At 53.3% G+C, this 23,900-nt stretch carries 3 protein-coding genes; 1 reads left to right on the top strand and 2 read right to left on the bottom strand.

From position 1 onward, the window contains the following. The first annotated feature begins 137 nt into the window (after window positions 1–137). Window positions 138–1,157: a UDP-glucose--hexose-1-phosphate uridylyltransferase gene (locus H6570_03630; protein MCB9318347.1), complete on the top strand. Its 1,020-nt coding sequence runs from the start codon at window positions 138–140 to the stop codon at window positions 1,155–1,157. 69 nt (window positions 1,158–1,226) lie between these two features. On the opposite strand, the gene H6570_03625 is transcribed toward H6570_03630, so the two are convergent. Both H6570_03625 and H6570_03620 read right to left on the bottom strand, forming a co-directional pair. After that, a complete protein-coding gene (locus H6570_03625; protein ID MCB9318346.1) occupies window positions 1,227–1,811 on the bottom strand; it encodes a T9SS type A sorting domain-containing protein in 585 nt (194 codons plus the stop codon). Between the two features lie 107 nt (window positions 1,812–1,918). After that, on the bottom strand, window positions 1,919–23,629 hold the full coding sequence (locus tag H6570_03620) for a DUF11 domain-containing protein (protein MCB9318345.1): 21,711 nt from the start codon (window positions 23,627–23,629) through the stop codon (window positions 1,919–1,921). Window positions 23,630–23,900 lie beyond the last annotated feature (271 nt).

Genomic DNA, 23,900 nt, shown 5'->3' with positions numbered 1-23,900 from the left:
TCCTGAAAATAATACCACAAGAAAGGCTGTATTCGTACAGCCTTTTTTTTTGGAATCAAGCGACCCGGAGGTCGTTGGACGAACATTTTGGTGATTCTGCTCTACTGCTGTACCTTTAAGATTAAATGGATTAGAAAATGCCCGAACTCAATTTCAGCCAGGATCCACATCGACGCTACAATATTTTAACCGGCGAATGGGTATTGGTATCCCCACACCGAAATAAACGTCCCTGGCAAGGCAAACAGGAAACGCCACACGTGGGAACCAGACCACGCTTTGACCCTAAATGTTATTTATGTCCGGGTAACACCAGGTCCAACGGATCCATAAACCCCGACTATAGTGATACTTATGTCTTCACTAATGATTTTGCAGCTTTATTACCCGATAGCAGCAAGGCAAGTTATACCGAAGGCTTTTTACATGCGGAGGGCGAAACAGGTGTTTGTAAAGTCATTTGTTTTTCACCGGATCACTCGCTGACTCTTCCTGAAATGGGATTGCCTGCTATTCGCAAGGTGATCGATGTGTGGCAGGAGCAATACCTCGAAATAGGACGAAATCCAACCATTAACCACGTTCAGATATTTGAGAACAAAGGAGAAATCATGGGATGCAGCAACCCCCATCCCCATGGTCAAATCTGGGCAGAGCGATCCATACCTACGGAGGTCCTCAAAAAGAGTCATAAACAGGAGGAATATTACAGGCAAAACGGCTCCAGCCTACTTAAGGACTATCTCAAACAAGAGTTGACGCTCAAAGAACGGATCATCGCCACCAACCCTGGGTTTGTTGCGCTTGTACCTTTTTGGGCAGTTTGGCCTTTTGAAGCGATGATCATCCCCCGAAGGCACGTGCCCCACCTTGGACTGCTTACAGAAGAAGAAAAAAATCAATTTGCAGCAATTCTGAAGGATCTTACCCAACGTTATGACCTGGTTTTTAACACTTCATTCCCATATTCATCCGGCATTCACCAAAGCCCTACTGATGGCCTGGATCATCCGGAATGGCATATGCACATGTCCTTCTATCCGCCATTGCTCCGGTCAGCAAGTGTTAAAAAATTTATGGTAGGATATGAGTTATTTGCCTACCCCCAAAGAGACATTACGCCGGAAACTGCAGCGGAGCGCTTGAGAAGTGTATAAATTATTCTTATTAATAAAAACGGACCAATTCATTCATTGGCCCGTTTATCATTTTGCAATCAGTTCAAATTATTCTACCCGAATCATTCGCATATTCAAAATACCTTTCGGTGTCTGCAACTGATAGAAGATAACTCCTTTCGTATCTGGGAGTAGTCCTGCTGCAATGGTATGACGGTGCATACCGCGGGAATAAACACCCTGATGAGAATAAACTTCCTTTCCCGTAATGTCAAAGAGTTTTAAGGTTATCTCCATGGTCTCGGGAAGATTGAAGTCAATATTTGTCGTCTCAGAAAATGGGTTGGGAACATTCTGATACAGTTGTGGTTTATTCACTCGTAGACCTGGAGTTGCGATTCCGACTCCTCCTGCACTAAATGGGGATCTATCGGGACAAATGTTGCCAGAGTTATCCTGAATCATTAATGTCGTTGTACAATAATCTTCATTTCCAGATTCATCAATGACCCAGATTTCAAGTTCAAATTCCTGAGATTTGCCATTTGTAATATCAGAACAAGAGAAAGACAAGGAAGGTGTCAGTCCATCACTTGTAAAGCTAAAACGCAAATTCCCCTGGTCAGAACAATTGTCGTAACTGCCAGCATCAAGATCTTTTGCCCACACCTCAATGTTTCCAGTTGAAGGCATGACAACCGTGGTGATGCCTGTATGGCAATATGGCGTTGGCTTTTTACAGTCCCTAATTGTAAATGTCGAGTAACAACTGTCGGCATTATTGCAACGGTCTTCTGCAATTAACCAAATACCATACAGACCGACAGGTAATTCCAGATCAAAACATGACCCGATTGAGCATGAACCAGTTCGGTCTCATTGAGCAATACGGAATACCTGAATCGGATTTCATCTTGTGTAGCACAATTGTCCGTCACATGTCCAAGTAAATCAACGTTGACTCGCGTAGAGGCACATTGATCGTCATATAAACATATTTCTGACAAATCGTTACATGTTACTTCGGGTGCAATCTGGTCAATTACTTTTATGACCTGGAGATACGTGATGAAACCATCTCCATCATCCTTAAGATTCCGGTGAATGCAACAACGATCGGCACTTGCCACCAGCCGATCATCGACTACAATGTCTGGATTCCGATGTTGAATTTCTGGTTGGTAAACGCACCAATCAATGATTTTCCATGTGCGCAAAATTTTATAACACCCTTCGCCAGTTTCAAACCGTTCATCCTGGTACGTAATACCTATTAATTCACAATCATCATCGGAGATAACAGGACGCCCGGATATCTCCGGCATTAAAAATTCGGTATCCATACACTCGGCAATCAAATCGGCCGGGAAAACAACTTCAAAGTCACTACGAGGTTTAACATAGACCGTTTGAACATCATAGGCTGTATTTCCACACCGGTCGGTAACCTCAATTTTCTTGCTCAATGTGCCAACCCCACATTCATTCAAACTACCGGAAAATTGGGTACGTTGACTGGCCACAGAACAATTGTCGTAGATCTGCCAATCCGCATCCGTCGAAGAGAAATATTGATCAATTTCAGGTTTGCTGCCGTCCGGGGAATCGTATTGATCCAACAATAACCAGATCTGACAATAAATCGGACTCCAATCGTTTTGTCCATACCACTCCGAATATTCATCACAACCTGTATTTTCCGGGTAATGATTGGATTCGGGACAAACTGTTCCGCCATAGTATCCGTGTTCTGAACTCCATGGATATTCCACACAATAGCTAACTGGTCCAATATCACCTGATTGGGAATCAGAACCAAGGCTGATATAAGGAGAGGAACAATAGGTGCTAAGGATATCTTCACTGCATACATCATGCGCAAAATGTGCTCCATATCCACTCACAGAATATACCTTTCGCCCGGCATCGTATGAGCGTTCAACATTCCAGTGGTACGGTACCCCATCGCAATAGACCGTGATGTCGTCCGGGGCGATAACCACCGGCGGCTGCTTGTCGTCTTTCAGCACCTGGATCATACAATCGTTATATAGGTGAGGGAAGTGCCACCGCTTCTTTTCGGATAAGGCAAGGGTAATCTGAGCTTCACTATGGTATTTGGCATCTACCCGAGTCAGAAAATCCTGGTAATCGGCCGGTGTCCGGTACAGGTAGGAGAAACAAACACCATCCTGATAGGTACCATGAACGGTCGATTTATCCGAATCACAGATTGAAGCTATATTGGGAATATCCCACTCAATTGGATTTAGTGGTGTAGAAACACTTTGTGCAGGATCCAATTCGGCGGGTATAGTACATAAAAAGCCTGCTCTGGGATCACCGTAGTGAATGTAGTCATTCAGCCGCCAGAAATACCACCGGGTAAAATTCAATGACAAATTCCACCAGTACCATTCATGTTCCCCGCCGAAGAAGGTGTGTGGATCATAAAGTGGCAGGTCACAGGCCTCATAAACACGCAATACCAGCTGCTCATCACCGCATTCCGTCACATCAATGTAGTCGTCAAAGACAAAGATGTTGATCCATTCCTCGATGGCCTCATCGATGTAGTCGCTGTAATGATGGTAATTGTATGCATCAAGGCATCCGGCAAAATATTCATGCCAATAATCCCTCCAGTAGGTGATTGAGTCCATGCTGGCTACCGCATAGTGCAATCGATCGCAACAGTTATCGTGGCTGCCGTCGTCCAGATCCTTGGCATATACCCTTGCCCAGCAGGAATCCGGATCGAGCGTCACCTGAGTAATCTCATCACAAACAGGCGATGGTGGAGTCCGGTCAATCACGCTGACACGCTGCCAAATTTGGTACTCATTCCAACAACGGTCACGGATGGTCCAAAGGATGTAATGCCATCCTTCCGGTAGATAAATATGCCCGCCTTCAACATCGTAATTTCCTTGACTGATAATGGTTTTGCCCGGATGACTATGATCATCATATGCTACTTCGTACAACAATTCAAGTTGATCATCGCATTCATACGTATTATTCATTCCTGTTCTACGCTCTACGAATTGGCGGATATCTGGTAACTGAATAACCGCCTTGCAATCGTGAGCATCGGTATAGGCTAAAAGGTCCTTGTTTGCGGTCAGTAAATCTCTGGTTATGGATTCCTGCTCTGATGTTAGGTCACCGGATGTTGTAACCATTTCTTCCATCAGATATGGAGGTGTATTGTCTTCCACTTTAAACCACTGAGTACACGTCGTATCTCTTCCATCACACCAATCGTAAATTTTCCATGTTCGCCTAATCTTAAAAGCTTTACCACAGGTTGAAATCACATGGTCTTCATATTCAAATACGATTTGACATTTTCCAGTCGGATTAAATACCGGTCCGGAATCTGTTCGGTCTGGTAACAAGAATGCTGTATCCTGATTGGATTGAGCACTCACCAGGTAAGGTGCAGGGAAAAGTCCCTGATTATCGGTTGGCCAGGGATGGACAAACCCATCTTTATCCAGATAAGTATACCCTTGCTTGCCCGTTTGCCACAAAACATCTACCCAGGTTCCATTAGAAAGCTGGTGTTGCAAGTTGCAGGCAATCAATGTATCTGGTCCACAAACCAGACTGTCCAATAGTTCCCTTCGAACAAAGAGTGTATCGCGGCATTCATTGTAATTGCCCCAAACGTCTTCTGCGCGAAGTTTACGGGCCAAATATCCAATAAACAGAGGATTGTCACACCCATAATCCACCCAACGTTTCTCAAGGATTTTCGTTTGTACCGGGTACATTTGGCAATTATCTGCAAGTTGAATTTCATCGGCACTTTCTTCCAAATTAAAACAACTCACTGTATCGTTTTCACACATGATTTGGGGCGGATATTTATCTTCAACACATACTTCTACCCAACAGGACTGTTGATTACAAACTTCAAATTCCACTCGGACAGTTACGCATTGACCGAGAAAACGTGAATCAAGAATATTGGTATTGTACCTATTTCCATCCTTGTCGGTAATGGTCCAATTTAATAGTTCGTTGGGAATGAATACATTACGAATGATATCCCGGCTTGACAACGGGTACTCGCAACTTGAATTCAAACTGACAATAATCCGGTCTTGACATACTAAAGCCGGACAAACAATGTCAATGGAAACAGTTCCAAAATCGTCTTCACCATTGGATCCATTATCTGGTTGACTGTCCATGTCCATAAATCCAAGTGCATTCGAGGCTGATTCAATTTCTGCCGCATTGGTGATTCTACCTGTTGTACTATAATCAATATCGAAAGAAATAGTTACTGAGGCAGATGTACCGGGCTGAATCAATGGTATTGGATTTATTAATGAAGCAGTTCCATCCAGATTATCCTTCCAATTGGGATCGTTTAATATCAGCCCAGCGGGTAAGTAGTCGACAATTATAACATCTGTGGCATCTAATGTTCCTTCGTTTGATACCGAAATGGAATAAGTAACCTGTCCACCCGGGAAGTATGGCGGATTGGAAGTAACAGTTTTCGCAATTGACAGATCAAAGAATTGAAGCACGGGAACATTCTCAGAATCATGGTCGTCTTCATCCGTAGCAGCAACTCCATCTCCAGGAACACCGGTCCCATCGCCATAAATATATCCATCTGCAGGGCTACCAGGCATGCCCCCAGCGTCATCATCCGGTATTGAGTTTGCCCAGCTATCCAGGTCATTCGCTCCAAGTGGGTTACTTGCAAAAGCAATTTCTGCAGCATTCGTAAGAAATGGCATCATCAATCCGGGTGTAATCCTAAATCGTGCAGTTATGCTTAATTCATCGCCAGCAGGCAAGGTATCTATTCCAAAAATTCCGCCTGAATAAGTCACTTGGACCGGTGTCCCTCCGGATGTCATCATGGATCCCACTCCACCATCTGCATAGGTTAAACCGAATGGTAAATAATCAATGATTGCAACCGAATCTGCCGGGATATCCCCCTGGTTATAAATAGTAAATATGAATTGGATGGTATCTCCAGGCAAATAGGGGCCCGGGATGGAAAGTATATCCAGTGTCTTTGTCAATGCCAAATCGAATAATTGAGGAGTGACTTCAGCATCATCGCCATCATCTTCGTCGAGGGGGTCCTGACTACCATCCGGATCAACTGATCCTATTCCGCTACCCGGGTTACTGTCGGCAGCATTGCTTGGATCTGAATCAGGGTCAAATTGATCTGCTCCGGATACTCTGGCAATGTTTATATAATTAATACCTACTCCAGGAGTATCCACTGTAGCATCAAATGTCAGCGATAAGCTTCCAACAGGTATTACCAAGCCACTCCAGGCTATGGTACTCATCAACTCCATACCACTGTTGCTGATATTCGTAATATTGAAATATCCATTAGGAACGAGATCTTCTACAGCTACATTTGTTGCATCACTCGGTCCGGAATTGTCGATTTGTATGGTAAAGGTTACAATCTCTCCAACAATCGGAAATGGATTATCAACCGTTTTTACCAAGCTTAGATCTGCCATTCCAAATTCGACATCCGTGTCCGTCGCACTGTTGTTACCCGGCGTCGGATCGGTCACCCCACTGGGCGCCGTCACCGTGGCGGTATTCACTAAGTCGCCCGTCTGGCTGCTCGGTACACTCACACTGATCGTGTACGTGATGCTGCCACCACTCGGGATATTTACTGGCTCATTGATGTCACCGCTGCCGCTGGCCGTGCCCGTCGCTCCTCCCGCAAACACCGCACTCCAGCCCGTGATCGTCGTGCCCGCCGGTGCCACATCCGCTACCGTAGCTCCCACTGCATCACTAGGACCTGCATTGCTCACCACCACCGTGTAGGTCACCCCTACTCCCGGTGTGTACGTAGCACTGCCGTCCGTCTTCGTAATGCTCAGGTCGGCCATCGGGTCTGCCGTGTCCGTGTCCGTGGCGCTGTTGTTGCCCGGCGTCGGATCGGTCACCCCACTGGGCGCCGTCACCGTCGCTGTATTTACTAAGTCACCCGTCTGGCTGCTCGGTACACTCACACTGATCGTGTAGGTGATGCTGCCACCACTGGGGATATTTACTGGCTCATTGATGTTGCCACTGCCACTCGCCGTGCCCGTCGCACCACCCGCAAATACCGCACTCCAGCCCGTGATCGTCGTACCCGCCGGTGCCACATCCGCGACCGTGGCACCCATCGCATCACTCGGGCCTGCATTGCTCACCACCACCGTATAGGTCACCCCTACTCCCGGCGTGTAGGTTGCACTGCCGTCCGTCTTCGTAATACTCAGGTCGGCCATCGGGTCTGCCGTGTCCGTATCCGTGGCGCTGTTGTTGCCCGGCGTCGGATCGGTCACACCCATCGGTGCTGTTACCGTGGCTGTATTCACTAAGTCTCCCGTCTGGCTGCTCGGTACACTTACATTGACCGTGTAGGTGATGCTGCCACCACTAGGGATCGTTACTGGCTCATTGATGTCGCCGCTGCCGCTGGCATTGCCCGTGGCACCGCCCGCAAACACCGCACTCCAGCCCGTGATCGTCGTACCCGCCGGTGCCACATCCGCGACCGTGGCACCCATCGCATCACTCGGGCCTGCATTGCTCACCACCACCGTATAGGTCACCCCTACTCCTGGCGTGTAGGTTGCACTGCCGTCTGTCTTCGTAATGCTCAGGTCGGCCATCGGGTCTGCCGTGTCCGTATCCGTGGCGCTGTTGTTGCCCGGCGTCGGGTCGGTCACCCCACTGGGCGCCGTGACCGTGGCTGTATTTACTAAGTCTCCCGTCTGGCTGCTCGGTACACTTACACTGATCGTGTAGGTGATCATATCCCCACTCGGGATCGTTACTGGCTCATTGATGTTGCCACTGCCGCTCGCCGTGCCCGTCGCACCGCCCGCAAATACTGCACTCCACCCCGTAATCGTCGTCCCCGCCGGTGCCACATCCGTTACCGTAGCTCCCATCGCATCGCTCGGGCCTGCATTGCTCACCACCACCGTATAGGTCACCCCTACTCCTGGGGTGTACGTAGCACTGCCGTCCGTCTTGGTGATGCTCAGGTCTGCCATCGGGTCTGCCGTGTCCGTATCCGTGGCGCTGTTGTTGCCCGGCGTCGGATCGGTCACCCCACTAGGCGCCGTCACCGTGGCTGTATTCACTAAGTCGCCCGTCTGGCTGCTCGGTACACTTACACTGATCGTGTAGGTGATGCTGCCACCGCTCGGGATATTTACTGCCTCATTGATGTTGCCACTGCCACTCGCCGTGCCCGTCGCACCGCCCGCAAATACTGCACTCCACCCCGTAATCGTCGTACCTGCCGGTGCCACATCCGCTACCGTAGCTCCTACCGCATCACTCGGGCCTGCATTGCTCACCACCACTGTGTAGGTCACCCCGACTCCTGGGGTGTACGTCGTGCTGCCGTCCGTCTTCGTGATGCTCAGGTCCGCCATCGGGTCTGCCGTGTCCGTATCCGTGGCGCTGTTGTTGCCCGGCGTCGGATCGGTCACACCCATCGGCGCCGTCACCGTCGCCGTATTCACTAAGTCACCCGTCTGGCTGCTCGGTACACTCACATTGATCGTGTAGGTGATGCTGCCACCACTGGGGATATTTACTGGCTCATTGATGTCGCCGCTGCCGCTGGCCGTGCCCGTAGCGCCGCCCGCAAATACCGCACTCCAGCCCGTAATCGTCGTCCCCGCCGGCGCATTGTCTGCGACCGTAGCTCCCACCACATCACTCGGCCCTGCATTGCTCACCACCACCGTGTAGGTCACCCCGACCCCCGGTGTGTACGTCGTGCTGCCGTCCGTCTTGGTGATGCTCAGGTCCGCCATCGGGTCTGCCGTGTCCGTATCCGTGGCACTGTTGTTGCCCGGCGTCGGGTCCGTCACACCCATCGGCGCCGTGACCGTCGCTGTATTTACTAAGTCTCCCGTCTGGCTGCTCGGCACACTCACATTAACCGTGTAGGTGATGCTGCCACCACTGGGGATATTTACTGGCTCATTGATGTCGCCGCTGCCACTCGCCGTGCCCGTGGCACCGCCCGCAAATACCGCACTCCAGCCCGTGATCGTCGTCCCCGCCGGTGCATTGTCTGCGACCGTAGCTCCTACCGCATTGCTCGGGCCCGCATTGCTCACCACCACCGTATAGGTAACCCCGACTCCTGGGGTGTACGTAGCACTGCCGTCCGTCTTCGTGATGCTTAGTTCCGCCATCGGGTCTGCCGTGTCCGTATCCGTGGCGCTGTTGTTGCCCGGCGTCGGATCGGTCACACCCATCGGCGCTGTTACCGTCGCTGTATTTACTAAGTCGCCCGTCTGGCTGCTCGGTACACTTACACTGATCGTGTAGGTGATGCTGCCACCACTCGGGATATTTACTGGCTCATTGATGTTGCCGCTGCCGCTGGCCGTGCCCGTAGCGCCGCCCGCAAATACCGCACTCCACCCCGTGATCATCGTGCCTGCCGGTGCATTGTCTGCGACCGTAGCACCCACCGCATCACTCGGGCCCGCATTGCTCACCACCACCGTATAGGTCACCCCGACTCCTGGGGTGTACGTAGCACTGCCGTCCGTCTTGGTGATGCTCAGATCCGCCATGCTGTTTTGCATATCCGTATCCGTCGCACTGTTGTTACCCGGCGTCGGATCGGTCACACCCATCGGCGCCGTCACCGTCGCCGTATTCACTAAGTCGCCCGTCTGGCTGCTCGGTACACTCACACTGATCGTGTACGTGATGCTGCCACCACTGGGGATCGTTACTGGCTCATTGATGTTGCCACTGCCGCTGGCCGTGCCCGTCGCTCCTCCCGCAAACACCGCACTCCAGCCCGTGATCGTCGTGCCCGCCGGTGCCACATCCGCTACCGTAGCTCCCACTGCATCACTAGGACCTGCATTGCTCACCACCACCGTGTAGGTCACCCCTACTCCCGGTGTGTACGTTGCACTGCCGTCCGTCTTCGTAATGCTCAGGTCGGCCATCGGGTCTGCCGTGTCCGTGTCCGTGGCGCTGTTGTTGCCCGGCGTCGGATCGGTCACCCCACTGGGCGCCGTCACCGTCGCTGTATTTACTAAGTCACCCGTCTGGCTGCTCGGTACACTCACACTGATCGTGTAGGTGATGCTGCCACCACTGGGGATATTTACTGGCTCATTGATGTTGCCACTGCCACTCGCCGTGCCCGTCGCACCACCCGCAAATACCGCACTCCAGCCCGTGATCGTCGTGCCTGCCGGTGCATTGTCTGCGACCGTAGCTCCTACCGCATCGCTCGGGCCTGCATTGCTCACCACCACCGTATAGGTCACCCCTACTCCCGGCGTGTAGGTTGCACTGCCGTCCGTCTTCGTAATACTCAGGTCGGCCATCGGGTCTGCCGTGTCCGTATCCGTGGCGCTGTTGTTGCCCGGCGTCGGATCGGTCACACCCATCGGCGCTGTTACCGTGGCTGTATTCACTAAGTCTCCCGTCTGGCTGCTCGGTACACTTACATTGACCGTGTAGGTGATGCTGCCACCACTAGGGATCGTTACTGGCTCATTGATGTCGCCGCTGCCGCTGGCATTGCCCGTGGCACCGCCCGCAAACACCGCACTCCAGCCCGTGATCGTCGTCCCCGCCGGTGCAATGTCTGCGACCGTAGCTCCTACCGCATCACTAGGGCCTGCATTGCTCACCACCACCGTATAGGTCACCCCTACTCCCGGCGTGTACGTCGTGCTGCCGTCCGTCTTCGTGATGCTCAGGTCCGCCATGCTGTTTTGCATATCCGTATCCGTGGCGCTGTTGTTGCCCGGCGTCGGGTCGGTCACCCCACTGGGCGCTGTTACCGTCGCTGTATTTACTAAGTCTCCCGTCTGGCTGCTCGGTACACTCACATTGATCGTATAGGTGATGCTGCCACCACTCGGGATATTTACTGGCTCATTGATGTCGCCACTGCCACTCGCCGTGCCCGTCGCACCGCCCGCAAACACTGCACTCCAGCCCGTGATCGTCGTGCCTGCCGGTGCATTGTCTGCGACCGTAGCTCCCACTGCATCGCTCGGGCCCGCATTGCTCACCACCACCGTATAGGTCACCCCGACTCCTGGGGTGTACGTAGCACTGCCGTCCGTCTTCGTGATGCTCAGGTCCGCCATCGGGTCTGCCGTGTCCGTATCCGTGGCGCTGTTGTTGCCCGGCGTCGGATCGGTCACACCCATCGGCGCTGTTACCGTGGCTGTATTCACTAAGTCACCCGTCTGGCTGCTCGGTACGCTTACATTGATCGTATAGGTGATCATATCCCCACTCGGGATCGTTACTGGCTCATTGATGTTGCCGCTGCCACTCGCCGTGCCCGTCGCACCGCCCGCAAATACTGCACTCCACCCCGTAATCGTCGTGCCCGCCGGTGCCACATCCGCTACCGTAGCTCCCATCGCATTGCTCGGTCCTGCATTGCTCACCACCACCGTATAGGTAACCCCGACTCCCGGTGTGTACGTCGTGCTGCCGTCCGTCTTCGTAATGTTCAGGTCCGCCATCGGGTCTGCCGTGTCCATATCCGTGGCGCTGTTGTTGCCCGGCGTCGGATCGGTCACCCCACTAGGTGCCGTCACCGTGGCTGTATTTACTAAGTCGCCCGTCTGGCTGCTCGGCACGCTTACACTGACCGTGTACGTGATGCTGCCACCACTGGGGATATTTACTGGCTCATTGATGTTGCCACTGCCACTCGCCGTGCCCGTGGCTCCGCCCGCAAACACTGCACTCCAGCCCGTGATCGTCGTCCCCGCCGGTGCAATGTCTGCGACCGTAGCACCCACCGCATCACTCGGGCCTGCATTGCTCACCACCACCGTGTAGGTCACCCCGACTCCCGGTGTGTAGGTTGCACTGCCGTCCGTCTTGGTGATGCTCAGGTCGGCCATCGGGTCTGCCGTGTCCGTATCCGTGGCGCTGTTGTTGCCCCCCGTCGGATCCGTTACACCCATCGGCGCTGTTACCGTGGCTGTATTCACTAAGTCTCCCGTCTGGCTGCTCGGTACGCTTACACTGACCGTGTAGGTGATGCTGCCACCACTCGGGATTGTTACTGGCTCATTGATGTCACCACTGCCACTCGCCGTGCCCGTCGCACCGCCCGCAAACACTGCACTCCAGCCCGTAATCGTCGTGCCCGCCGGTGCCACATCCGCGACCGTAGCTCCCATCGCATTGCTCGGTCCTGCATTGCTCACCACCACCGTATAGGTAACCCCGACTCCCGGTGTGTACGTCGTGCTGCCGTCCGTCTTCGTAATGTTCAGGTCCGCCATCGGGTCTGCCGTGTCCGTATCCGTGGCGCTGTTGTTGCCCGGCGTCGGATCCGTCACCCCACTGGGCGCCGTCACCGTCGCTGTATTTACTAAGTCTCCCGTCTGGCTGCTCGGTACGCTTACACTGACCGTGTACGTGATGCTGCCACCACTGGGGATATTTACTGGCTCATTGATGTTGCCACTGCCACTCGCCGTGCCCGTCGCACCGCCCGCAAACACCGCACTCCAGCCCGTGATCGTCGTGCCTGCCGGTGCATTGTCTGCGACCGTAGCTCCTACCGCATCGCTCGGCCCTGCATTATTCACCACCACCGTATAGGTCACCCCGACTCCCGGTGTGTACGTCGTGCTGCCGTCCGTCTTCGTAATGCTCAGGTCGGCCATACTGTTTTGCATATCTGTATCTGTCGCGCTGTTGTTGCCCGGTGTCGGATCGGTCACCCCACTAGGCGCCGTCACCGTCGCTGTATTCACCAGGTCGCCCGTCTGGCTGCTCGGTACACTTACACTGACCGTGTACGTGATGCTGCCACCGCTCGGGATCGTTACTGGCTCACTGATGTCGCCACTGCCACTCGCCGTGCCCGTCGCGCCGCCCGCAAACACCGCACTCCAGCCCGTGATCGTCGTCCCTGCCGGTGCCACATCCGCGACCGTAGCTCCTACCGCATCACTAGGGCCTGCATTGCTCACCACCACCGTATAAGTCACCCCTACTCCTGGCGTGTACGTCGTGCTGCCGTCCGTCTTCGTAATGCTCAAATCCGCCATGCTGTTTTGCATATCCGTATCCGTGGCGCTGTTATTGCCCGGCGTCGGATCGGTCACCCCACTCGGTGCCGTCACCGTCGCTGTATTCACCAGGTCGCCCGTCTGGCTGCTCGGTACACTTACACTGATCGTGTAGGTGATGCTGCCACCACTCGGGATATTTACTGCCTCATTGATGTTGCCCGTGCCATTGGCCGTGCCCGTAGCGCCGCCCGCAAACACCGCACTCCAGCCCGTAATCGTCGTGCCTGCCGGTGCATTGTCTGCGACCGTAGCTCCCACTGCATCGCTCGGCCCTGCATTGCTCACCACCACCGTATAGGTCACCCCTACTCCCGGCGTGTAGGTTGCACTGCCGTCCGTCTTCGTAATACTCAGGTCGGCCATCGGGTCTGCCGTGTCCGTATCCGTGGCGCTGTTGTTGCCCGGTGTCGGGTCCGTCACCCCACTGGGCGCTGTTACCGTCGCTGTATTCACTAAGTCTCCCGTCTGGCTGCTCGGTACACTCACACTGACCGTGTACGTGATGCTGCCACCGCTCGGGATAGTTACTGGCTCACTGATGTCGCCACTACCGCTGGCATTGCCCGTGGCTCCGCCCGCAAACACCGCACTCCAGCCCGTGATCGTCGTGCCTGCCGGTGCCACATCCGCGACCGTCGCACCCACCGCATCGCTAGGACCTGCATTGCTTACCACCACCATGTAGGTCACCCCGACTCCTGGGGTGTAGGTTGCGCTGCCGTCCGTCTTGGTGATGCTCAAATCGGCCATCGGGTCTGCCGTGTCCGTGTCCGTGGCGCTGTTGTTACCCGGCGTCGGATCGGTCACCCCACTGGGCGCTGTTACTGTCGCTGTATTTACTAAGTCTCCCGTCTGGCTGCTCGGTACACTCACACTGACCGTGTACGTGATGCTGCCACCACTGGGGATATTTACTGGCTCATTGATGTTGCCACTGCCACTCGCCGTGCCCGTCGCACCGCCAGCAAACACCGCACTCCAGCCCGTAATCGTCGTACCGGCCGGTGCCACATCCGCGACCGTGGCACCCACCGCATCACTGGGACCTCCATTGCTCGCCACCACCGTATAGGTCACCCCGACTCCCGGGGTGTAGGTTGCGCTGCCGTCGGTCTTGGTGATGCTCAGGTCCGCCATGCTGTTTTGGCTGTCCGTATCCGTGGCGCTGTTGTTGCCCTGCGTCGGATCGGTCACACCCATCGGCGCCGTGACCGTGGCTGTATTTACTAAGTCTCCCGTCAGGCTGCTCGGCACGCTTACACTGAACGTGTAGGTGATGCTGCCACCACTGGGGATCGTTACTGGCTCATTGATGTTGCCACTGCCACTCGCCGTGCCCGTGGCTCCGCCCGCAAACACTGCACTCCAGCCCGTGATCGTCGTCCCCGCCGGTGCAATGTCTGCGACCGTAGCACCCACCGCATCACTCGGGCCTGCATTGCTCACCACCACCGTGTAGGTCACCCCGACTCCCGGTGTGTAGGTTGCACTGCCGTCCGTCTTGGTGATGCTCAGGTCGGCCATCGGGTCTGCCGTGTCCGTATCCGTGGCGCTGTTGTTGCCCCCCGTAGGATCCGTCACACCCATCGGCGCTGTTACCGTGGCTGTATTCACTAAGTCTCCCGTCTGGCTGCTCGGTACGCTTACACTGACCGTGTAGGTGATGCTGCCACCACTCGGGATTGTTACTGGCTCATTGATGTCACCACTGCCACTCGCCGTGCCCGTCGCACCGCCCGCAAACACTGCACTCCAGCCCGTAATCGTCGTGCCCGCCGGTGCATTGTCTGCGACCGTGGCACCCACCGCATCACTCGGCCCCGCATTGCTCACCACCACCGTATAGGTCACTCCGACCCCTGGGGTGTAGGTTGCACTGCCGTCCGTCTTGGTGATGCCCAGGTCCGCCATGCTGTTTTGGCTGTCCGTATCCGTGGCGCTGTTGTTGCCCGGCGTCGGATCGGTCACCCCACTGGGCGCCGTGACCGTGGCTGTATTTACTAAGTCACCCGTCAGGCTGCTCGGTACACTCAGACTGACCGTGTAGGTGATGCTGCCACCAGTGGGGATCGTTACTGGCTCACTGATGTCGCCACTGCCACTCGCCGTGCCCGTAGCGCCGCCCGCAAATACTGCACTCCAGCCCGTGATCGTCGTGCCTGCCGGCGCATTATCCGCGACCGTAGCTCCTACCGCATCACTCGGGCCTGCATTGCTCACCACCACCGTGTAGGTCACCCCGACTCCCGGGGTGTACGTAGCACTGCCGTCCGTCTTCGTAATGCTCAGATCCGCCATCGGGTCTGCCGTGTCCGTATCCGTCGCACTGTTGTTGCCCGGCGTCGGGTCCGTCACACCCATCGGCGCTGTTACCGTGGCTGTATTCACTAAGTCACCCGTCTGGCTGCTCGGTACACTCACACTGATCGTGTACGTGATGCTGCCACCACTCGGGATATTTACTGGCTCATTGATGTCACCGCTGCCACTCGCCGTGCCTGTAGCACCGCCCGCAAATACCGCACTCCAGCCCGTGATCGTCGTGCCTGCCGGTGCCACATCTGCGACCGTAGCTCCTACCGCATCACTCGGGCCTGCATTGCTCACCACCACCGTATAGGTCACTCCAACCCCCGGTGTGTACGTAGCACTGCCGTCCGTCTTGGTGATGCTCAGTTCCGCCATCGGGTCTGCCGTGTCCGTATCCGTGGCGCTGTTGTTGCCCCCCGTCGGGTCCGTCACCCCACTGGGCGCTGTTACCGTCGCCGTATTTACTAAGTCTCCCGTCTGGCTGCTCGGTACACTCACACTGATCGTATAGGTGATGCTGCTACCACTGGGGATCGTTACTGGCTCATTGATGTTGCCCGTGCCGCTGGCATTGCCCGTCGCACCGCCCGCAAATACCGCACTCCACCCCGTGATCGTCGTACCTGCCGGTGCATTGTCTACGACCGTAGCACCTACCGCATCACTCGGTCCTGCATTGCTCACCACCACCGTGTAGGTCACCCCGACTCCCGGTGTGTAGGTTCCACTGCCGTCCGTCTTGGTGATGCTCAGATCCGCCATACTGTTTTGCATGTCTGTATCCGTGGCGCTGTTGTTACCCGGCGTCGGATCGGTCACCCCACTGGGCGCTGTTACCGTCGCTGTATTTACTAAGTCTCCCGTCTGGCTGCTCGGTACGCTTACACTGACCGTGTAGGTGATGCTGCTACCACTGGGGATCGTTACTGGCTCATTGATGTTGCCCGTGCCGCTGGCATTGCCCGTGGCTCCGCCCGCAAACACTGCACTCCAGCCCGTGATCGTCGTGCCCGCCGGTGCAATGTCTGCGACCGTAGCTCCTACCGCATCACTCGGGCCTGCATTGCTCACCACCACCGTGTAGGTCACCCCTACCCCCGGTGTGTAGGTTGCACTGCCGTCCGTCTTGGTCATGCTCAGGTCCGCCATGCTGTTTTGCATATCTGTATCCGTGGCGCTGTTGTTGCCCGGCGTCGGATCGGTCACACCCATCGGCGCCGTCACCGTCGCCGTATTTACTAAGTCTCCCGTCTGGCTGCTCGGAACACTTACACTGATCGTGTAGGTGATGCTGCCACCACTGGGGATATTTACTGGCTCATTGATGTTGCCGCTGCCGCTGGCATTGCCCGTCGCACCGCCCGCAAATACTGCACTCCAGCCCGTAATCGTCGTCCCCGCCGGTGCATTGTCTGCGACCGTAGCCCCTACCGCATCACTCGGGCCCGCATTGCTCACCACCACCGTGTAGGTCACCCCTACTCCCGGCGTGTAGGTTGCACTGCCGTCCGTCTTGGTGATGCTCAGATCCGCCATCGGGTCTGCCGTGTCCGTATCCGTGGCGCTGTTGTTGCCCCCCGTCGGGTCCGTCACCCCACTGGGCGCTGTTACCGTCGCTGTATTTACTAAGTCTCCCGTCAGGCTGCTCGGCACACTCACACTCACTGTGTAGGTAATGCTGCCACCACTCGGGATCGTTACTGGCTCACTGATGTTGCCTGTGCCGCTGGCATTGCCCGTCGCACCGCCTGCAAATACCGCACTCCAGCCCGTGATCGTCGTGCCTGCCGGTGCATTATCTGCGACCGTAGCTCCTACCGCATCACTCGGGCCTGCATTGCTCACCACCACCGTGTAGGTCACCCCGACTCCCGGGGTGTACGTAGCACTGCCGTCCGTCTTCGTAATGCTCAGGTCGGCCATCGGGTCTGCCGTGTCCGTATCCGTGGCGCTGTTGTTGCCCGGCGTCGGATCGGTCACACCCATCGGCGCTGTTACCGTCGCTGTATTCACTAAGTCTCCCGTCTGGCTGCTCGGTACACTTACATTGACCGTGTAGGTGATGCTGCCACCACTCGGGATCGTTACTGGCTCATTGATGTCGCCGCTGCCGCTGGCATTGCCCGTCGCACCGCCCGCAAACACCGCACTCCAGCCCGTGATCGTCGTACCCGCCGGTGCCACATCCGCGACCGTGGCACCCATCGCATCACTCGGGCCTGCATTGCTCACCACCACCGTATAGGTCACCCCTACTCCCGGCGTGTAGGTTGCACTGCCGTCCGTCTTCGTAATACTCAGGTCGGCCATCGGGTCTGCCGTGTCCGTATCCGTGGCGCTGTTGTTGCCCGGTGTCGGGTCCGTCACCCCACTGGGCGCTGTTACCGTCGCTGTATTCACTAAGTCTCCCGTCTGGCTGCTCGGTACACTCACACTGACCGTGTACGTGATGCTGCCACCGCTCGGGATAGTTACTGGCTCACTGATGTCGCCACTACCGCTGGCATTGCCCGTGGCTCCGCCCGCAAACACCGCACTCCAGCCCGTGATCGTCGTGCCTGCCGGTGCCACATCCGCGACCGTCGCACCCACCGCATCGCTAGGACCTGCATTGCTCACCACCACCGTGTAGGTCACCCCGACTCCCGGTGTGTAGGTTCCACTGCCGTCCGTCTTGGTGATGCTCAGATCCGCCATACTGTTTTGCATGTCTGTATCCGTGGCGCTGTTGTTACCCGGCGTCGGATCGGTCACCCCACTGGGCGCTGTTACCGTCGCTGTATTTACTAAGTCTCCCGTCTGGCTGCTCGGTACACTCACACTGATCGTGTACGTGATGCTGCCACCACTGGGGATCGTTACTGGCTCATTGATGTCGCCGCTGCCGCTGGCATTGCCCGTCGCTCCGCCCGCAAACACTGCACTCCAGCCCGTGATCGTCGTCCCCGCCGGTGCAATGTCTGCGACCGTAGCACCCACCGCATCACTCGGGCCTGCATTGCTCACCACCACCGTGTAGGTCACCCCGACTCCTGGGGTGTACGTAGCACTGCCGTCCGTCTTCGTAATGCTCAAATCGGCCATGCTTATTATTGTCACCAGTGCAGTGTCTTGAATTGCAGGAACAAGATCAAAATTTACGTCAACCGCACCATTGATCGAGGCCGTATTTAGGGTATTCGTACATTCCATGATGGCGTTGAAGGTCACCGTGAAGTTTAAGCTAGCCATTGGCGCCAAAGTTGTCAACCCTGGTAGAAGATCATTCCATATAATAACTCCACCTCCAGCACTTGTCGGACTTACCGGAGCGGTAGTTGAGGCAAAAGATTGGCACACATCACTATAGCTGTCTACCAAAGGAAGTGATTCCAAAGTAGTGTTACCGTTATTAACTATGTCAATTTGGTAAGTTATCTGATTCCCAACAGAAGCTGGATTGACACTTGTCCGAGTCTTTACAATCGACACCGACGGATTTGTAATATTCACTTGAGCGTTATCCATGTGATCAGAAATAGAAGTTCCATTCTGATCCTGACCATTGCTGGTAGAGGCTGTATTGATGGAAGGAACCGCAGGAGCCATTGCCGTAAAACTTACCGTAATGGTTCTGGTTTGTCCTGCCGGAATAGGTAAAAAGCTATACGCTGATGAATTCCATGTTAGGGACCCGGAAGCTGTAGCATCCGGTGTAATGGATGCCATGGTGTACATCAATTCTGCCGGGTTGAAAGCATCATTAAGTGTCAATTGCGTAATGTTAGTAGCTCCCGTATTGGAAATTTGAATTTGAAATTGAACCGTTTCCCCAACTGTGGCAGAACCGTCCATTGGAGTGATCAGTGACTTGGATAGTGTTATAGATGGCGCTGGGGTATTGATCAATGCGGTAACCGGACATACGTCCAGCACATTGTCCGGATCGGTATACGTCACATACACTTGAGATCCAGCAGGTGCATTTACGATGCCATCCGCAGCGGCACTGCCAATGTTGGAGGCGATTGAGCTCCTGAAGATCCCTGTGCTGTTCCCAGTTTCAATTAGAGTCAGGGTTTCTGAGTCACCATTGGTCGTAGTAATCACAACACTGACCATATCCATGCCGCCAGTCTCATCCTCATCTGCATCTACCACTTCAATATAGATAGTACTGGATGGATCATAATTGGTGGTTATTGTGGAATAGGTATTATCCGTGAAAAGTCTGATCTCGCATGGCGTTCCGAGGTCTTCTTTTGATATGTTGATTGTCGTCACCGCTTGATCCACAATGGTATTTTCCAAACCTTCCTTCGCCGTAACTTGTAAGTCGTAGTCTCCTTCCGGGCTGGGAGGAGTTTGCCAAGCATATTCATAAGTACGGGTACAACCTGCTGTAGCCACTGATGTAGCTGAAACCGTTGACATGCCGGAATTGGGGTCGGTAATTTTTAAATCCATGGCAGTGATGTCATTGAATCCGAAGGGATCACTCACTGTACTGCGCACGTAAACCAGATCTCCATTGAAGGCAGAAGTGATGGTTGAGCCACCAGGATAGGGAGCATCGTAAACTGCCTGGTTATCCACCGATATGACGGTTGTGGTTGGAATGTCAATTCGGGATGGATAGGTTTGTGAATCGAAGCGGATCTGAAAGGTAACTCCTGCTTGTGCCGTAGTAACATCCAACGAAAGGGCTTGCCCGGCAGTTAATGTCGTATTGCTGCTCACAGTGCCGGTTAAAATCAATATACCCGTTCCAGAATTGTACGAGGCTGTAGTCAAGTTTGCCACCGGGCTACCATTTGCTTTCAATACCCCGGTTATAGATGGGGTAGCAGGCATGGTACCGGATACGATGTTTAGGTACAGCGTCGAAGTTATGGTAGTACCTGCTATAAGATTGAAATCGTCACACATGGTTGGCACCTGGGTAAAAGTTGTTGTAGCCACTCCGGCTGGAGCTGGTCGGATCGAAGTACCTACGATAGCCCAATCGGTATTTTGATCTGAATAAGTTTGATTACCAGGTGAAGTGCCACTTTCGATACTTGCCACCCCACTTATCTGGTTCGTGGATCCGGTAAAGACAGTGGATTGGCCTGATCCAGGATTTGCTTCATTGCCATTTTGGTCGCCTGCCCACATGGAATAAACCAACTCACCTGAGGTAGATGCAATACTTAAACTTGCCTGGCCATTTGTTCCTGCATCCGAAAGAAAATAGGTAGTACCTGGCCCTGGATCGAAATCCCTAAATGGCTGGATTTGGTCCACTCCTGTAAAAGTAACAGCTTGCGCCACAACTCCTCGATTGCCGGAAAAGTTAATCTGTATATCGGCTGGACCGCTAGCCGGATTAATTAAATAAAATATGTACGATCTGGCATCATCATCATAACTTCCAGAGGTACCTGGAGACTGCCGGGTTCCTAATAGGGTAAGTGGTGTTCCTCCATAGGTTACCGATGTGACTGTTGGCGGGGTTCCAGAATTATCTCTATTTCCAACAGCAATTCCAACCATTAGTAATTTATTCGAACCATTCCCTGCAGTGTGTGTAAAATTCGTTGTATTATCATTGTTATTGGTCTCCTCAACTGCTGTTAGAGGCAATGTCTGCACTGCAGAAATACTTCCTCCGCCTCCAGAAGATAGTGTCTGGCTTAATGCCGTCGTCATATCCCCGCTGGTGACTGGGTCGATCCGGTCCAGGTCCTGGTCCGGTGTTCCTGATCCATCCGAACTAAGGTATAACGGTTTGGTCTGTACGGGAGGGGTAATGATGGCATTGGCACTACACGTGTTGGCAAATTGGGCATTGGTATAAGTAGCTGTAAATGAATGTCCTAGCTTGGCCAGCAGGGTTCCATCTTGTTGTGCACCTCCCGTCGCGTTAGATGATGGTAATGATCCAAGATAGATGCCCGATCCGGCTGGAGACTCCGTCAATACCACGGTTTCTAGATCACCGTTGGAGGTGTTTTCGACGGTTACATTTACTGTACCTGCATTCAATAGATATGGTATCGTAGTACTAATGTACAAAGTGCTGTTTACTTGGTAGTTCGTAGTGGTGGTCGTATAAGTATTGTTGGTGTAAAATTCTAAAGAACAGGGTGTAAAATTGTTGTCCACCGGGATGTCTACATCAACCATGAAATTGTAGTCCCCTGAATTTATGGATGCATTGTTGGTCACGTATTCGGGAAAGGGTGCCATCAATGCTGCAGTCACCTGAAATTCGATCGTATCGATCTGCCCACCTTTTACATCCATCAACATTATTCCCCCTTCATCCAATGGAAAAGTTGTCGTTCCCATATCTGGGATGGAGACGTTATTAAATATAGGATCACTGCTGTACCGAATGGTGGAATTAGGAACATAGATCAGTCCTGTAGGTAGCATATCACTGACCGCAATCGAGGTCGCTGTACGAAGGGAGAGATTGCGTACAATGATACGATAAACGATGTTCTCTCCATTATCCAATAGGTTATCCGCATCTCCGTCAACCAATTGGGCTTTTTTAAAAGCCTCTAACACCAGACTGGGAGAAACGGTAGTTCCTAAATCCAGGGCCGGATTACCGGCTACAGCCACCGAAGGATCCTGGCCCCAGGCTGCAGCTATTTTTGTTCCATCGACGGTATAAATCCTTGCACCAGTTTGATCGTTATCGTTATTGACATTGTCATAAAGGCGTATGCTCTGGTAGGCAGATACCGAAAATGACTGGTCGTATTTATTTCCATTCGGATCGGTATTTGCTCCAGTCGTCGGATTGCCATCCCAGTCCACGTAGATTGTCGTAGCGTTTTCAGCGATAACCCATATGGGGCTGTAATTGGCATCAGGTCCAACTGGTCCAGAAATATCATCTGCTCCTGGCCCCCATCCTACCACGACCGAAGAGGTAAGGTAATTTTCGGGCAACAAGGTTAGACCCCAGTCGTGAGTCAGATTGTTGGTAGCATCTGCATCGACTACAGCGATCGCAAAAAAGTTATTGGTGCCGGAAAACTTTACTCCCGAATTAACCGGCACATTGAACCGGTACGATTGCATTGCTGGTATATTAAAGGAGCCACTCCCGGTAGTTGTATTGTAATTCACGGAGATGACTGCAGCGTTTGGATTGTATAGAAATACAGCCGTGGGGTCATCATTGGATGCTGATGCCACCGGGTTATAATAAACTTTATCCGCGAAATCCAGTGGATAAAGCGTAAACCAGCGACTCTCATAACTTGCTCCTACATCTCCCGTTATCAAATGCGCCTGAATAGGCTTAGTTGCAACAATGGTAGCTCCTTCCAATACTTGAGTGGCACAATAGCCCTGTCCTTGATTTAGCGTTACCGTCGAAATACCTCCTGCCATTGCCGGACCATTCACGTCAATGGTCACCTGAGTCCCATTCTGAGCGGCCATAATGTAAAAATCCGTACGCTCAAACATGCTGTATTGATTCGCAGTATTTTGCCCAACCGGGGCTACAAAGCTTAGGCCATAAGCCGAAGTGTCAACAACCTCTACCGCGCCAGCTAAAACCGTTCCAGGTGTTGGAGACCACGCAGCCCGGGAAATGGAAAGACTGCGGTTGCTCGAGATTCGATCTTTTCCATCAAACAATATTGGGGTATTTCCCCTGGTGGGAACGGCATTCATCGTATTCTTAAAAGTGAGTATTAATCCAACAGGCAGTGGTCCATCCCCTGCCGGGCAGAGCGGGAAACAGGAGAGCCCTGAAGGAGGAGTTGCCAAATCCCCATTCGCCGGATTCCCATCCCCAAAAACCAACGTGGTACTCTGAACCGGATTATTAATATCTGCTTCATATCCATCTTCCCATTGATCATAGACGATCACAGCGTTGCCTTCAATGGTAACCAATGAAATAACTGAGGTTATGGAATTACCTGTAGCTGAATTAATTGCATAGAGGGTATTCCGGATTTCCCCCTCCGGTAATGGAACATAAAATGTAACTGGGTAAGTTTGGGCCAGTATAGGCGTACGAACAAAACCAAATACCCAAAACAGGGTAATAATCATTACAGATTTTACGTAATTTGTAATACTCATACTCGATTACTGTTTTGAGGATGTGGCAAGATATGGGAGGAAATAAATACGGAGTTTGGACGGGTAATTGGCCAAGCTAAATATATTTTCTCTTTATATGTACTTTGCTTTCCTTGTGGAATTAATGCATAACGGATAATTGGAATAGCAAAGCTACCCAGTAGGTATGAAGACATAGCAGATCGATTGGTTCGGCTCATTGGATGCAATTAACAGAAAAAACTTAATTAATTAAAAGGGATACCGTAAAAATTGGCAATAAGCAATTAGT

The organism is Lewinellaceae bacterium, assembly GCA_020636135.1.
Taxonomy (GTDB): domain Bacteria; phylum Bacteroidota; class Bacteroidia; order Chitinophagales; family Saprospiraceae; genus JAGQXC01.
This window is presented reverse-complemented; position numbering and strand designations above follow the sequence as displayed.